Source organism: Robbsia sp. KACC 23696, from assembly GCF_039852015.1.
GTDB lineage: Bacteria > Pseudomonadota > Gammaproteobacteria > Burkholderiales > Burkholderiaceae > Robbsia.
On record NZ_CP156626.1, the window covers coordinates 3,411,851 to 3,426,635 of the forward strand.

Consider the following 14,785-nt stretch of genomic DNA (forward strand, 5'->3'; position numbering starts at 1 on the left):
TGCCAGCCTTGTCGCTTGACGGCTTCGTGCGCTGCAGCGCGTATTCGGTGACCTCCGGCGCGTCGAGCGTCAGTTCGCAGACCCGTAATTGATCGCGCCGGAATGCGTGTAGCGTCACCGTGACGCCAGGGCGGTAGCGTGACAGCAGCGCTTCCAGGTTCGAGCCGGTGACGCGATAGCCGTCGAGCGCGATCAACACATCACCTGCCGACAGGCCGGCATTGCGCGCGGCGCCACCATCATGGACCACCGCCAGCGTGGCGTCTCCGCCGCCCTTGACCCGGGCGCCGATCGACACCGACTGCTTCCCCTTCACCGGCGAGAGCGTCACACCGAACGGCTTCAGGAGTGCCGCCAGCGGCAAGTCTTCGGTCCCTTCGACCGCAAAGGCATGGAGTTCGCTCAGATCGACGCCCGTGGCTTCCTCGATCAACGGTACGATCTCGTCGGGGCGCACGCCCCGGCCGCCTTCTTTCGTATAAAAGGCCTGGCCATAGCGCTGCCAGAGCAGGCGCATTACATCGTCTAGCGAATGCGCGCCCTCACTGTGCAGACGGATCGTCAAGTCGAAAGCCAGCGCCACCAGCGATCCCTTCGTGTAGTAGCTGACGATCGCGTTGGCTGCGTTTTCGTCTTGCCGGTAGTACTTGGTCCAGGCATCGAAAGAACTTTGCGCGACGCTTTGCTTCAGCCGTCCGCTATTGCGCAGCACGCCGCCGACGGTCTTGCCGACGAGCTTCAGATAGTCCTCGTCTCCGATCACGCCAGCGCGGACCAACATCAGGTCATCGTAGTAGGACGTGAAACCCTCGAACAGCCAGAGCAGCGGCGTATAGCACTCTTCGTGCAGGTCATACGGCGCGAAAACGTCGGGTTTGATGCGCTTGACGTTCCAGGTGTGGAAATACTCGTGGCTGCACAGTCCGAGATAGGTGCGATAGCCGTCCGACATCGGCGCATCCGACGGTTCGTCGACGACCGGAAAGTCGCTGCGTTTGGCCACCAGCGCGGTGGAGGCGCGGTGTTCCAAGCCGCCATAGCCATCTGCCGTGGCCATTGTCATGAAGACATAGCGAGACATCGGCGCGCGGCGGGTTTCAGGCTCGAACAGGGCAATCTGCGCTTCGCAGATGCGGGTCAAATCGTGCGTCAGTCGATCCATATCGAGACGCGGCACGCCACCGCTGATCACGACGTCGTGTGACACGCCATGCGCATCGAAACTGGCCAGATCGAATTCGCCCAGCGTCACCGGATGATCGACCAGTTCGTCGTAGTCATCGGCCTCATATAGACCGAATCCGTAGCGAGCCGTCCCCTCGGCTTCGCGTAGGGCGGTGGCCACGCGCCAGTTGGCGAAGGGATCGGCGACGGACGCCACGACAGAAGAAGACGCTTGCGATACCCGTGTGCCATCGGATGCGGTCGTGCTGGATGCCGCGCCCTGCGGCCGGATGATCTCGACGAGACAGCGCGCCGATTCGCGCCCTTCGACCGCCAGAAACACGCTGGTGCCGTTGAAGAAACCAACGTGCTGGTCGAGATGGGCGCTTCGGACCGAGAGGTCCCAGGCATAGATCTGGTAATGCAGCGTCACGCTGCGCCCCGGCGCCTGCGGCGCGCATTGCCAGCGATCCTTGCGGGTTTGCGTGATGGGCACGGTCGCGCCGCTGTCGTCTTCCGCGCGCAGCGTGACGATGTTCCGCGCGAACTCGCGGATCATATAGCTACCGGGAATCCACGCCGGCAGATAGACCGCCTGCCCTGCAGGATCTGGATCGGCGATCGTCAATGTGACGTCGAACAGGTGCGCGGCGGCGTGGTCCGCGCGGATGCCGTAACGTATCGTGCTCATAAAAGCATGATAGCCCGCACCTGGAAATTCGGCGAGCGCGGCACTAGGCGATGTGATGCGCAGGCGCCCGGTCGGCGTTGACGCTACCCGTGCAGCGTGGCGTCAGCCTTTCTTCGTGCTGGCCTGCGCCGCCTTCAGTGCCTTTTCCAGATCGCCGCTTTCGACGGCGCCCGGCAGACGGTTGCCGTCGACGAGGAAGACGGTCGGCGTACCGGTCACGTTCATCGACTGGCCGATGACAAGATTGCGTTGCAGCGCGGCCACATCGCAACTGCCGTCATTCGTCGGCGCCTGCTTACGCAGCATCCAGTTTTCCCAGGCTGCGCCACGATCCTTCGCGCACCAGATCGACTTCGATTTCGCGATCGAATCGGGCGACAGAATCGGGAATAGGAAGGTATAGACGGTCACGTTGTCGACCTTCTGCAACGTCTCTTCCAGCTTATGACAATACGGGCAATGCGGATCGGAGAACACCGCGATTTTGCGCGCGCCGTTGCCGTGCACGACTTTCACCGCGTCCTGCAGCGGCAAAGACGCGAAGTCGATGCGATTGATCTGATCCATGCGTGCCTGGGTCAGGTCCGCGCCGGTGGTCGTATCGCGGATCGAGCCCAGCAGCACATACTGCCCGGTGGGGTCGCTATACAGAATCTGCTTGTCGACGGTCACCTCGTACAAGCCCTGAATCGGCGCCTTTCGAATATCGCTGATTTTGGCTTGTGGCCCCAAACGCTGCTGCAAGGTTTTCAGCAGCGCATCGGCCTTGGCGTCGGTATCGGCGTGCGCGTTTAGCGACAGCCCCGTCGCCAAAGCCAGGATCAGGGCAGCGCCCACTCGACGGGCAGCCATTCGGCCTGGGATCAAAACAGTCATCGCGCACCTTCCTTAACGATTAATTCGAAACGACGTGATGCAAGAACGCAGCGTCGTCGCGCTTTCTCAGCCTAATGCGTGCTCCACCAACCAGCGCTTGACGAAAGGCTGGGCCGAGACAAGCGACATCCCGGCATTGCGTATGCCCTGCGCCACGGTCCCCGGCAAGGCGAACAGCCGTTGCAGGCCATCGGTCGCCAGTGTCAGCGACGCGATGTCCTCGCTGCGCGACCGTTCATATCGGCGCAACAGCACCCGGTCGCCCAGATCGCGGAACGTTTCCTTTTCGCGCAACACGTCGGTCAGGGCCGCCACATCGCGCAAACCGAGATTGACGCCCTGCCCCGCCAGCGGATGGATCAGATGCGCGGCATCGCCCACCAATGCCACGCGCGGCGCGATCAATCGATCGACGCGCTGCAAGGCCAGCGGGAAACCCGCCGGCGGCGTCACGCATTCGAACGTACCGTGCGTCGCCCCGGCAATCCGTTCGAGTTCGGCAGCCAAGGCATCGCCCCCCTGCGCCACCAGGCGTTGCGCATGCTCGCTCGTTGCCGACCAGACCAGTGAGACGTAGGGGCCGGCCATGGGCAACAGGGCAATGATCTCGCCATCGCGGAACCATTGCCAAGCGGTTTCGGCGTGTGGCTCGGAAATCCGGAAATTGGCTACAACGCCAGTCTGGGCATAATCGCGCCGATCGACGGTCGCATCGATTTGCGAGCGTACCCAGGAGTGTGCGCCGTCGGCACCGACGATCAGCTCGGCCTCCAGGGTCCGGCCGTCATCCAAGGTCAACACGGCCGGACGGTCCGGCGCGGCGGCATCGATCGACAGGCCCTGGGCGCGGGCGTTGAGCCAGTTCAGTTGCGGCTGGAAACGCAGCGCCGCGTCGAGTGCCGTTTCCACTTGCAGTGATTCGACGATATGCGCCAGCTGCGGCACGGCCGCCTGGAACGCCGAAAAGTGCAATTTCCCCGTTGCGTCGCCGAGGACGCGCATGTCCGCTACCGGACCGAGCCGCGCCGGATCCAGCGCCTGCCAGACACGCAGACGCGCCAGCAAAGCCTGCGAACTGGCCGACAATGCATACACGCGCTGATCGAACGGCTGGCCGGGCGGAAGCGGCGTTGCTTGTGGCGCGAGCAGGGCCACGCGCATGCCTGCCTGGCTCAGCGCCAGCGCGGCCGCCTTGCCAACCAGACCGCCCCCGACGACGATCGCGTGATGCGGCGCCGACTTGCGAGACGCGGCGTGGGAGCTGGAGTGCGGCGTCTGAACTGACATCGGCTTGCCTGAGGAACGAAGGGATCACGGCATTATACCGTCGCCCCTGTAAGGGATCTGCATCGTTGCCCGTTCAATTGGTGTGGTGGCGACGGCTACAAAGAAGGGTTTGAGGGTACGGTCGCGGCGGAACGGGGCAAGGCTCGGGGTACAATTGCGGTTTGCGCGCGCAGGCCCTGCCGCGCGGCCATTTCCCAGATTACCGAAGGTCCTCCATGAGCCTCCAATGCGGCATCGTCGGCTTGCCGAACGTCGGCAAGTCCACCCTGTTCAACGCGCTGACGAAAGCCGGCATCGCGGCTGAAAACTACCCCTTCTGTACGATCGAGCCGAACGTCGGCATCGTCGAAGTGCCGGATCCGCGTCTGGCGGGCCTGAGCGCCATCGTCTCGCCGGAGCGCATCGTGCCGGCCGTGGTCGAATTCGTCGACATCGCCGGTCTGGTCGCTGGCGCGTCGACTGGTGAAGGCCTGGGCAACAAATTCCTCGCCAACATCCGTGAGACCGACGCAATCACGCACGTTGTGCGCTGCTTCCAGGACGAAAACGTGATTCACGTGTCGGGCCGCGTGGATCCGATCGCCGACATCGAAGTGATCAACACCGAACTCGCGCTGTCCGATATGGCGACTGTCGAAAAGGCGCTCTCGCGCTATTCGAAGGCCGCCAAGTCCGGCAACGACAAGGAAGCAGGCAAGCTGGTCGCCGTGATGGAAAAGGCCGCAGCGCAATTGAACGAAGCGAAGCCGGTGCGCGCGCTGGACCTGTCGGACGACGAAATCGCATTGCTGAAGCCGTTCTGCCTGATCACGTCCAAGCCTGTGATGTATGTGGCCAACGTCAAGGACGACGGTTTCGAGAACAATCCGCTGCTGGATGCGGTGAAAGCCTACGCCGCCGCGGAAAAAGCACCGGTGGTCTCGGTCTGCGCCGCCGTGGAAGCGGAAATCGCCGATCTGCCGGAAGAGGATGCGAAGGAATTCCTGGCCGATATGGGTATGGAAGAGCCGGGCCTGAATCGCGTGATCCGTGCCGCGTACAGCTTGCTGGGCCTGCAGACGTATTTCACGGCCGGCGTGAAAGAAGTCCGCGCCTGGACGATCCACGTGGGCGACACCGCGCCGCAAGCGGCCGGCGTGATCCATACCGATTTCGAACGCGGCTTCATTCGCGCCCAGACGATCGGCTATGACGACTACATCAGCTTCAAGGGTGAGCAAGGCGCCAAGGAAGCCGGCAAGATGCGCGCCGAAGGCAAGGAATATGTCGTCAAGGACGGCGACGTGCTGAATTTCTTGTTTAACGTCTAAACGGATCTATTCCTTTTCAAGCGCCTGACAGCGGGCCGCAATCAGCCCGCTTCAATGCACCATTTCCAGACCCGCAAGACGCCAGGACCATAGGCCTGCGCGTCGGAATACGAAAACCACCGGGCGATCGTCGCCCCGCTGCACCGACGCCGCAACCGTCGACAGATCCCGATACCGCACGGCGTAATGAAGCGGTTTGCCATCGACAATGTTGTCGTCGCTGCGCACGTCGCGATCAGAGGACTCGTCCGAACCCGTCGACGCTGCCCCCTTCCCAGAGCCGCTCCCGGCTGCCGCGCCCGCCGCGGCATCGGATACCGGCGCGCCTGGCGGCGTCGGGACGCCCGGCAGCGGCTGTGCGTGCGCCATCACCCACATGACCGTTTCCGGCGTTACCGCCACGCTCACGACTGCGCCACCCACCTGACGTCCCAGCATCTGCCCCAGACGACCGAGCACATTGTTGCTCGGTGGGGTTTCCGCATCCGGAAACATCTGCGCGCGCACGCTGTCACGCAATGCCGGATAGTCGACATACGACGAAAACGCATCCGCGTCGCGCGCTTGCACGGCACGCCGCATCTGCGACAAGGTCCACCACGGACTCGCGTAGACGCTCGCAATGAACAAAACGACCAGCGTCGCCGTCAACCAGACCGTCAGCCGCGACGCGCCACGCTGCGAGATTCGTCGCTGCCCTCTCCGTTGATTCCCCGTCAAACCGCACTCCCTTTTACCGATCGTTTTTCACCACCGCGCGAAACTGCCGCAACACGCGACGGCAATGCAAAGTCTGACGCCAGTACTTTTCCTTCATCGATGCACCAGGAAGCCACTGCCACCCGAGCGCCACCTGCCCCCGTCCCCACGCCGGCCGCCAGCGTTGTGCCGAGCCCCGTCGCCGAAACAGACTCAAAGTGGGAATACCCAGATTCGATGCCAGATGCCCGATTCCGGAGTCGTTGCCGATGAACCATCCCGACTCGTAAATCCATTCCGCCAGCGCCTGCAACGTCTCGAACTGCGGCGCCGCGATACCGCGGGCGTCCAGCTCCGGCCAGCGCGCGCGCTCGTGCGGTGCCAGCACGAAGTAAGGTTCATATCCCTGCTTGCGCAGCAAGGATGCGAGACGGACAAAGCGCGCATTGCCCCAGCGCTTGTCGTCGGTACTCGCCTCGGGATGAATGACCACGCGCGTCCGATGCAAACGGAAATGCTTGTCCTTCGGCGGCGTAAGGCCGTTATCGATGCTGGCGTTTGCCAGATTAAACGTCTTTCGCGCATATATCTCGAAACGTTCCGCCATACAGCCGCCCTGCTTCCCATATTCGGTTTCCCGCAGGGTCCGCGCCGTGGGCAGCAAATCCGCCAGCCCGTCGATCGGCTGATGATCATGCATCTGCAGCACGGTAGGATAGGCCGCCAACGCCGCGACAAAGGCCGCCTTGTCGTCCGGCGGCAGAACGATATCGACATCCGGGAACAGTTGGCGCAATGCGTGGGCGGTGCGGCCAAATACGGTCACCGGAATCCCGTGTCGAAGCAGATTGCGCACGACAACCATCATCACCAGCGTGTCGCCGATCGCATTCGACATCGCGACCGCGATCGGTCCAGGCGGACAATCGCCGCACCGTGTCGCCGCCGTGAGATCGCGGTCGCCGTCGCCTGGCGGGACAATATTGCCATCGGGACCCGCCCGCCCGTCGGACGCCTGCTCACGCAATGCCGCGAACGCCTGCCGTACCCTGCCAACGGTCAGCGCATACTTCCAGAGGCGCTCTTTCAACTTGCCGGTAGGAATTCCCTCGCTGCCGATCAGTATGCGTCCGACACCCCAGGACGGGCGCCACGTACGGGCAATCCCCTTGCGCATGAACAGCGACAAGGTGGGCACGCCGAGATTCGAGGCCAAATGCCCGATACCGGAGTCATTGCCGATGAACCAGCCACTCTCATATATCCAGGCGGCCAGCGCCGACAGCGAATCGGCCTCGACCATCGGCACGCCGGTCCGCGCAAGACGCGGCGCCCATTCCGCCCGTTCCTCCGGCGCGAGGATCATCGCAGGGCTGAAACCGTCCGCACGAAGGCGCGTCGCCAAGGCGAGAAAACGCTCGGGCAACCAGCATTTGTCGGCGGTACTCGCCATCGGATGCATCGCGACGCGACGCCGGTCGCGACGGGCTTGCAGTCCCGCAGGCGCCCGCAAGCCGTTGTCGCGCGTGGCATCGGCACAGCCGAAGATCGTACGACACACTGCCTGCATCCGATCGACCATCGCCGCTTCGGTACGCACATCGAAGACCCGTTCCAGAACAACGGCGCCACGATGCATACTTGCCAGATCCGCCACCGGCTTCTGCTGATGCAGCTGTACCAAAATATCGAATTCGGCCAGCGCAGACCCCGGCGCCGTCGGTAACGCGCACGGTGCGATCGTCAGGCGGGGCACGTCGGCGAACCAATCGCGCAAGGCGATGGTCTGACTGCCGAACACGGTCACGTGCGCGCCGGCCCGCGCGAGATTGTTCGCCACGATCATCGTGACCAACGAGTCGCCTAAAGCGGGCGACAACAAGACGGCGACGCGTTGTGCCGTCCAGTCCCGTGGCAACGGTGACAGGCCCGCGCTTAAGACATCCAATTCCAAGGTTGCAATTCCGGTAGTGGCTATCTTCTCGAAAATAGCGAGATTCGCCATTCGGAGACCATGGGCCAAACGCCCATCTTGCTGCCGAAATGTAACCCGGAAAAGCCTCTCCTGCCTATCGTCGACGGGCCCGTAACGCAAGATGCGGTAACGGTTTGCGCCCGCGCAACGACGCAAAAGCCATTCGGTACGCCACGGCAATGCGCCCTTGCCGTCACCTTGCTTGCCGTAAGCATTTGCAACACAGACGGGGGGAGTTTGCGACGCAGCGCATCGCAACTTGCGTTACATTGCGATTTCCGACGTCTCCTAGCCACACTGTCATGTCCCGCTCCGCTCTCCCCGTTGCACGCCCTTCCACGCCCTCCCGTCACTCGGCCGGTCGTGCGCGTCGCGTCATGCCCCAGATCGCCCTCGCCGGCGCCACGCTGTGCGCCGCCTTGTTAAGCTCGGCCAGCTTCGCTCAAAATTCGCCCGGCGTGCCCGGCGGGATTCTCGACTACAAATTCCAGATAAACCAGCACCCCGACATGCCGTTCGCGGCGTCGGCGCCGTCCGCGAAGTATCAGGGCGACAAGCCTACGGAAGCCCGCAAGCGTGCGGACGACGGGGATCCGAACGGCTGTAATTTGAAGTGCGGCAACTGAATTCCGTCACCGCTGCCGGAAGGTGCGTCAGAAGGCGCGTCAGAAGGCGTATTGCAAGCCCAGTTTGATCATGCCGAGGTTTTGCCGACGCGTCACGACGCTGGAAACGTTGCTCCGCTCTGCGGCCAGGCCGTTGAGGCGATAGGTCTGACCATCGCGTCCGCGGCGGCCGGTTTCGATGCGGTATTCATATTCGACCCGCAACGCCAGTTGCGGCGTAATGTAATACGAGGCGCCGATACCGATCGCCGGCGAGAAACGCCCCTGACGGACGCGACCCGACGCGCCATCGCCTAAATTGAAACGCGACTGACGCATTTCATAGCCGACCGAGGTCTTCACGAAGGCTTCGAAATTCGACGTCAAGGGCAAGATACCCAGCACGCCGGCGCGCACGCCAAGCGCGTTGCTACGGAAGTCCTGGCCCGCTGCGAACCGGCCCGTTCGCGACATCCCGCCGGTGACGCTCACTTCGGTCGCCAAATTCGGCGAGAACCGATAGCCCAGGCCCAATTCGCCGCCGAACGTGCCGCGCGGTCCTTGCGCTGTATTCGCTCCCCCCGTCACCCCGGTACGGCTAGCGCTTACCCGCGATGGATCGATGGTGCCCATGCCAAAGATATAGATAGGCGAATCCGCCGCAGAAGCGCTTGCCGAAACCGACCACATTGCGCCACAAACAAGAGAAGAAGCGACCAGCAAGCCTGCAGGCGATGTGAAACGAAGAGACTTCATGTATGACAAGCTCCAGGTGAACATACGAGCAGCCATTCTTTACGGTCCCCGAAACGCCGCCTATTGGACCCGTCGCAAAGGTCCCAAATGATGGCGGCTCGCCCTTCTCCCGAGTTCCCGTAGAATGCGAGGTAAGCACAGGCGATGACGCCCTTCCGGCGACCGCCTTCCGTCAAACGGTCGGCAAATCGTTTCGGGCAAATCCGATTGATTTCGGCCGGATTGCACCCGAACGGCGTTTGCTGCACGTTTTGCTTCGTCAACCCTTCCGAATTCCGGCGCCGTTTCGCGCCCTATTGAAAAATGGCACAGTACGTTTTCACCATGAACCGCGTGGGCAAGATCGTTCCGCCCAAGCGTCACATCCTGAAGGACATCTCCCTGTCGTTCTTTCCCGGCGCCAAGATCGGCGTGCTCGGGCTGAACGGGTCGGGCAAATCCACGCTGCTGAAGATCATGGCCGGCGCGGACAAAGAGATCGAAGGCGAAGCCACGCCGATGCCGAATCTGACGATCGGCTATCTGGAGCAGGAGCCGAAGCTGGACGACAGCCAGACCGTGCGTCAGGCCGTCGAGGAAGGCTTGGGCGAGGTGTTCACTGCGCAGGCAAAGCTGGAAGAGATCTATGCGGCCTACGCCGAGCCGGACGCCGATTTCGATGCGCTCGCGGCGGAGCAGGCCCGCTTCGAGGCGATCATCGCGGCATCCGACGGCGCCAACCCCGAGCAACAATTGGAAGTCGCCGCCGACGCGCTGCGCCTGCCGGCATGGGATGCGGTCATCGGCAATCTGTCCGGTGGCGAGAAGCGCCGCGTCGCTTTGTGTCGCCTGTTGCTGTCGAAGCCGGACATGCTGCTGCTCGACGAACCGACCAACCACTTGGATGCGGAATCGGTCGATTGGCTGGAGCAATTCCTGTTGCGCTTCCCCGGTACCGTGGTGGCGGTGACCCACGATCGCTACTTCCTCGACAATGCCGCCGAGTGGATCCTGGAGCTGGACCGCGGCCATGGTATCCCCTGGAAGGGCAATTACAGCAGCTGGCTCGACCAGAAACAGGATCGCCTCAAGCAGGAAGAGTCGACCGAATCGGCGCGTCAGAAGGCGCTGAAGCAGGAATTGGAATGGGTGCGGCAGAATCCGAAGGGACGTCAGGCAAAGTCGAAGGCCCGTCTGGCCCGCTTCGAGGAATTGAACAGCCAGGAATACCAGAAGCGTAACGAAACCCAGGAAATCTTCATCCCGGTGGCGGAACGCCTCGGTAATGAAGTGGTGACTTTCGAGAATGTCAGCAAGGCCTATGGCGATCGGCTGTTGATCGACAATCTGAATTTCACGCTGCCGCCGGGCGCGATCGTCGGCGTGATCGGACCGAACGGTGCCGGTAAGTCGACGCTGTTCCGCATGCTGACCGGCAAGGAAACGCCGGATAGCGGCGCGATCAAGATCGGCTCGACGGTCAAGATGGCCTATGTGGGTCAGAGCCGCGAAGATCTGGAAGGCGACAAGACGGTATTCGAATCGATCGCCAACGGTGCCGACCTGATTACCGTCGGCCGCTTCGAAACGCCGGCGCGCGCCTATCTCGGGCGTTTCAACTTCAAGGGCGGCGATCAACAGAAGCGCGTCGATACGCTGTCCGGCGGCGAACGCGGGCGTCTGCATATGGCGAAGACCCTGTCCGCCGGCGGCAATTTGCTGCTGCTGGATGAACCGTCGAACGATCTCGACGTCGAAACGTTGCGCGCGCTCGAAGATGCCCTGCTCGAATTTGCCGGCTGCGTCATGGTGATCTCGCACGATCGCTGGTTCCTGGATCGGATCGCGACGCACATCATGGCGTTCGAAGGCGACTCGCAAGTCACGTTCTTCAACGGCAACTATCAGGAATATGAAGCGGATCGGCGTGCGCGCCTGGGTGAAGAGGCCAGCCGGCCGAAGCGCCTGCGCTATCGCCCGATCACGCGCTGATCGCGCACGTCGGATAGCGGGCGGCGTCATAGGACGTAGGGGGTGTCCCGCCGCCGTCCTCTGTCCCGCTCGCCCTTTTCTCCCGAGACGGCCCTTACGGGGCCGGTAACCACCGGAGCGCCGGATGCACTCACGCCAGGCCCGTCGCGTGTTCGGCGGCGTCATCGTCGTCGCCTTAATCGCAATCGGCTCGTTGGTCGCGACACAGTGGGCGACGAATGCCCTGCGCAAGCAGGTGGTCGCGCTGCTCGGCCCCACCGGCCACGCAGCCCATATCGACGTGTCGTTGCGCCAGATCGTCCTCGACGATGTCGCCATCGGCGGCCCACCCGGCTGGCCCGCCCCGCAGACGCTCAGGGCAAAAAGGATCACGCTGACGCTCGCGCCGCTCGCCCTGCTGCATCATCAGGTCGTCATTCGCGACGCCGCTTTCGATACGCCCTATCTCTCGCTCGTTCGGGGAACCGACCGGCGCATCGCCCTGTTGCCCAATCTGCAAGCGCGGCAAGCACCGGATGGCACGCCGCCAGCGGGCAGCAGCACGCCGTCCACGAGCAGCGTCGCGCCAACCCGCGCCGCGACGCCCGACACGGTGACGAGCGCCGGCATGGCCCCCTCGACACCCTCCGGCGATACGTCACCGAACCGCTATCCGGTAACGTTGGAAAAGGTGACGATTCAAGACGGGACGCTGGATTTCTTCGATCGGCGAGTGTCCTTGCAGGCGCGGATCGATACACCGACCAACGGTGCGGGGCAGGCAGCGGCGCCGTATCGGCTGACATTCGATCATCTACAGGCGAGTCTCGGCCCGCTGCAGTTCCCGGCGATCGACGCGCGAACGGTGTTCTCGATCTCGGCCAATGCCCGGGATGCGGAAAAGCCGGCGGGCGCGGACGCCACCGCCCCGACGTCGCCCTCCGCCACCGGCAGTCCTGTCCATTTGGACGGTTGGATCGTTCTGGCAACGCAGCAGTCCGATATCCATACCCGCTTCTCCAATGTGGATGTGCGCACCTTGACGCCGTATCTCGATCCGCATGGCACGATCGCGTTCGAGAGCGGGCGCGCGGCGCTTAGCGCGCATTCGACGGTGCAGAATCGACAGCTTCAGGCGAATGGCAGTCTGACGCTCGAACAGATCGAGGTGGCGCGTGGCCATGGTCCGGCTTCCGCGCTGCAAACCTTCACGCGCGAGGCGGTATTGACGGCCTTGCAAGATCGGAAGGGTCGGATATCGCTGGACTTCACGCTGTCCGGCAATTTGTCGGATCCGGCGTTTTCGCTGGATGAAACGCTGTCGACGCGTATCGTCGCCGGGCTGGCGAAAGTGCTCGGTGTCAATGCCGAGGGCGTGGCCCGCAGCGTGGGCGATACGACGAAGGGACTCGGTGAAGCGCTGCGCGGCCTGCTCGGCAAATAAGTCCCGCGACCCCGCGCCCTAGCGGGAGCGCGACGACAACTGGCGGCCGCTGGTCGCCTGTTAAAGCGGCTGCGTGCGCTGTTCCAGCCAAGCCAGTGCATCGCCCTCGACCAGCGGTGCCACGCGCTCGCGTACGGTCCGATGATACGCATCGAGCCACGCGCGTTCTTCCGGCGTCAAACGTTCGGCCTGGATGCAGCGCGTATCGATCGGACACAAGGTCAGCGTTTCGAAGGCGAGGAAGCGGCCGAAGGTCTCGCCCTCGTCCGTCGCGGGAGCCGGCTGGTTGATCACCAGATTCTCGATACGCACGCCCCACTGCCCTGCACGATAGACGCCCGGTTCGATCGACGTGATCATGCCCGGCAGCATCGCCGTGGCGGCATCGGCATTCGCATAGTGCGAAATCACTTGCGGCCCTTCATGCACGTTCAGAAAATACCCGACGCCGTGCCCGGTGCCATGACCGAAGTCGATGCCCTCCGCCCACATCGGCGCACGGGCGATCGCGTCGAGCATCGGGCCGCGTATGCCATACGGGAACCGGGCACGTGACAGTGAAATCATGCCCTTCAGCACCGTCGTGTAATCGCGCTTCTGTGCCGCCGAAGGCGTGCCGACCGGCACCACACGCGTGATGTCGGTCGTGCCGCCCAGATACTGGCCACCGGAATCGATCAACAGCAGGCCATCGCCTTCGATCACCGAGAACGCCTCCGGCGTCGCCCGGTAATGCGGCATGGCCCCGTTTGCGTTGAATCCGGCAATCGTCGCAAAACTCTCGCAGACATAACCCGGCTGCTGCTCGCGTGCCGCGCGCAATACGGTATCGATGGTCAATTCGTCGATCGGATCCTGCGCCGTGTCGCCAGCCTCCCGTGCAGCCAGCGCGCGCTCGAGCCAGGCAAAGAACGTGCACAGCGCCGCACCGTCGTGGGCCATCGTTTCGCGGATATGCGCGACCTCGGCCGGCTGCTTGCAGGCTTTCGCGAGCGTGGACGGATTCGCCGCCTCGACCAACACCACCCCCGCATCGCGTGCCGCCTGCGCCATGCCGAGCGTGGCGCGTCGCGGATCGATCATCAAACGCACGCCCGACGGCAGGCCGCGCAGCGTCGACTCGGCCTCGGCATACGGCGCGAGCGTGACGCCGTCCGCTTGCAACGCCGCCGCCAGCGCGGCATTGACCTTGCTCGGATCGACGAACAAGGTGACGCCGGACGAACCGGTGGAACCGTGCCCCGCGTCCGGCGTGCCGCGACCGACAAGCGCATGACCGAGGAAAACCGGGTTGTAACTGACGTCGGCACCTCGCAGATTCAACAGCCAGGCCAAGTCGTCGAGCGTCGACACCCAATGCCATTGCGCATCGTGGGCCGCCATCGCCTCCCGTACCGCCGCGAGCTTGTCCGCGCGAGAACGCGGCGCGAAGGGCGCTTCGTGTTCGTAGATCGGTGTCTCGGGTAACCGCGGACGGACCAGCCAGATCGTCTCCAGCAGATCGCGATCGGTACGCAAGGTCAGGCCTTTCTCGCCAAGCTGCGTGACCATGGCCTGCGCGGCACCCAGCGCCACGACGTGCGCGTCGATGCCGACCTGGTCGCCCGGTGCCAGATTTTCCGCAAGCCAGGCGATATGGGGCGCCGCCTGCCCGCCCTGCAGCTTCGCCAGAACGATGCCGGTGCCGGCTAATTGCGACTCGGCCTGTACCCAGTAGCGCGAGTCTGCCCAGACCGCCGCATGCGTCGCCGTCACCACGAGCGTACCGGCCGAACCGGTAAAACCAGAAAGCCAGGCGCGACCGAGCCAGCGGGCAGGCGGATATTCAGACAGATGCGGGTCCGATGAGGGCACGATATACGCTGCTAGCCCGGCTGCCGCCATCGTCGCGCGCAAGGCGGCGATCCGCCCCTGAATCGTTGCGACACGATCGGCCGCGGCCTCGATCGCGCCCGATGCCACCGGTCCTGCCGATGCCCTGTCCGCAACACGCACGCCATCGCTCCTGCCTCGCCCTTCACTGCTCAT

The 14,785-nt window shown here is 63.6% G+C and carries 10 protein-coding genes and 1 pseudogene; 4 read left to right on the top strand and 7 right to left on the bottom strand.

Translation table 11 applies throughout. The features are described 5' to 3' along the window. Positions 1-49: 49 nt before the first annotated feature. The 3 genes and pseudogenes from ABEG21_RS14405 to ABEG21_RS14415 form a co-directional block, all read right to left on the bottom strand. Positions 50-1,855: pseudogene (locus ABEG21_RS14405) on the bottom strand (PDZ domain-containing protein); the annotation flags it as partial. A gap of 102 nt (positions 1,856-1,957) precedes the next feature. Continuing rightward, a complete protein-coding gene (locus ABEG21_RS14410) occupies positions 1,958-2,731 on the bottom strand; it encodes a DsbC family protein (RefSeq protein WP_347555191.1) in 774 nt (257 codons plus the stop codon). Between the two features lie 66 nt (positions 2,732-2,797). Further along, the gene (locus ABEG21_RS14415; RefSeq protein WP_347555192.1) at positions 2,798-4,018 is read right to left on the bottom strand and encodes a UbiH/UbiF family hydroxylase; all 1,221 of its coding nucleotides are present in this window, start codon (positions 4,016-4,018) and stop codon (positions 2,798-2,800) included. A gap of 215 nt (positions 4,019-4,233) precedes the next feature. On the opposite strand from ABEG21_RS14415, the gene ychF reads away from it, so the two are divergent. Continuing rightward, complete coding sequence (ychF, locus tag ABEG21_RS14420) at positions 4,234-5,328, top strand: redox-regulated ATPase YchF (protein ID WP_347555193.1); 1,095 nt, start codon at positions 4,234-4,236, stop codon at positions 5,326-5,328. Positions 5,329-5,379: 51 nt separating this feature from the next. On the opposite strand, the gene ABEG21_RS14425 is transcribed toward ychF, so the two are convergent. Next, complete coding sequence (locus ABEG21_RS14425) at positions 5,380-6,048, bottom strand: DUF2939 domain-containing protein (RefSeq protein ID WP_347555194.1); 669 nt, start codon at positions 6,046-6,048, stop codon at positions 5,380-5,382. A gap of 13 nt (positions 6,049-6,061) precedes the next feature. After that, on the bottom strand, positions 6,062-8,032 hold the full coding sequence (locus ABEG21_RS14430; RefSeq protein WP_347555195.1) for a glycosyltransferase family 9 protein: 1,971 nt from the start codon (positions 8,030-8,032) through the stop codon (positions 6,062-6,064). 347 nt (positions 8,033-8,379) lie between these two features. Between ABEG21_RS14430 and ABEG21_RS14435 the strand changes: the two genes are divergently transcribed. After that, complete coding sequence (locus ABEG21_RS14435; RefSeq protein ID WP_347555196.1) at positions 8,380-8,628, top strand: hypothetical protein; 249 nt, start codon at positions 8,380-8,382, stop codon at positions 8,626-8,628. Positions 8,629-8,667: 39 nt separating this feature from the next. On the opposite strand, the gene ABEG21_RS14440 is transcribed toward ABEG21_RS14435, so the two are convergent. Continuing rightward, a complete protein-coding gene (locus ABEG21_RS14440) occupies positions 8,668-9,363 on the bottom strand; it encodes an outer membrane beta-barrel protein (RefSeq protein WP_347555197.1) in 696 nt (231 codons plus the stop codon). Positions 9,364-9,666: 303 nt separating this feature from the next. Here ABEG21_RS14440 and ettA point away from each other — a divergent pair, with 303 nt between their 5' ends. Continuing rightward, positions 9,667-11,334 carry an energy-dependent translational throttle protein EttA gene (gene ettA, locus ABEG21_RS14445; protein ID WP_347555198.1) on the top strand — a complete coding sequence of 556 codons (1,668 nt, stop codon included), beginning with the start codon at positions 9,667-9,669 and terminating at the stop codon, positions 11,332-11,334. A gap of 124 nt (positions 11,335-11,458) precedes the next feature. Beyond that, positions 11,459-12,757 carry a DUF748 domain-containing protein gene (locus ABEG21_RS14450; RefSeq protein WP_347555199.1) on the top strand — a complete coding sequence of 433 codons (1,299 nt, stop codon included), beginning with the start codon at positions 11,459-11,461 and terminating at the stop codon, positions 12,755-12,757. Positions 12,758-12,817: 60 nt separating this feature from the next. Here ABEG21_RS14450 and ABEG21_RS14455 read toward each other — a convergent pair whose 3' ends face one another. After that, positions 12,818-14,785 carry an aminopeptidase P family protein gene (locus ABEG21_RS14455; RefSeq protein ID WP_347555200.1) on the bottom strand — a complete coding sequence of 656 codons (1,968 nt, stop codon included), beginning with the start codon at positions 14,783-14,785 and terminating at the stop codon, positions 12,818-12,820.

Bases quoted from the DNA above. Each gene is read 5' to 3' on its own strand.
- ABEG21_RS14440 (WP_347555197.1), bottom strand. From the start codon at position 9,363: ATGAAGTCTCTTCGTTTCACATCGCCTGCAGGCTTGCTGGTCGCTTCT.
- ABEG21_RS14455 (WP_347555200.1), bottom strand. From the start codon at position 14,785: ATGAGCAGTGAAGGGCGAGGCAGGAGCGATGGCGTGCGTGTTGCGGAC.
- ABEG21_RS14430 (WP_347555195.1), bottom strand. From the start codon at position 8,032: ATGGCGAATCTCGCTATTTTCGAGAAGATAGCCACTACCGGAATTGCA.
- ABEG21_RS14435 (WP_347555196.1), top strand. From the start codon at position 8,380: ATGCCCCAGATCGCCCTCGCCGGCGCCACGCTGTGCGCCGCCTTGTTA.
- ychF (WP_347555193.1), top strand. From the start codon at position 4,234: ATGAGCCTCCAATGCGGCATCGTCGGCTTGCCGAACGTCGGCAAGTCC.
- ABEG21_RS14450 (WP_347555199.1), top strand. From the start codon at position 11,459: ATGCACTCACGCCAGGCCCGTCGCGTGTTCGGCGGCGTCATCGTCGTC.
- ettA (WP_347555198.1), top strand. From the start codon at position 9,667: ATGGCACAGTACGTTTTCACCATGAACCGCGTGGGCAAGATCGTTCCG.
- ABEG21_RS14415 (WP_347555192.1), bottom strand. From the start codon at position 4,018: ATGTCAGTTCAGACGCCGCACTCCAGCTCCCACGCCGCGTCTCGCAAG.
- ABEG21_RS14410 (WP_347555191.1), bottom strand. From the start codon at position 2,731: ATGACTGTTTTGATCCCAGGCCGAATGGCTGCCCGTCGAGTGGGCGCT.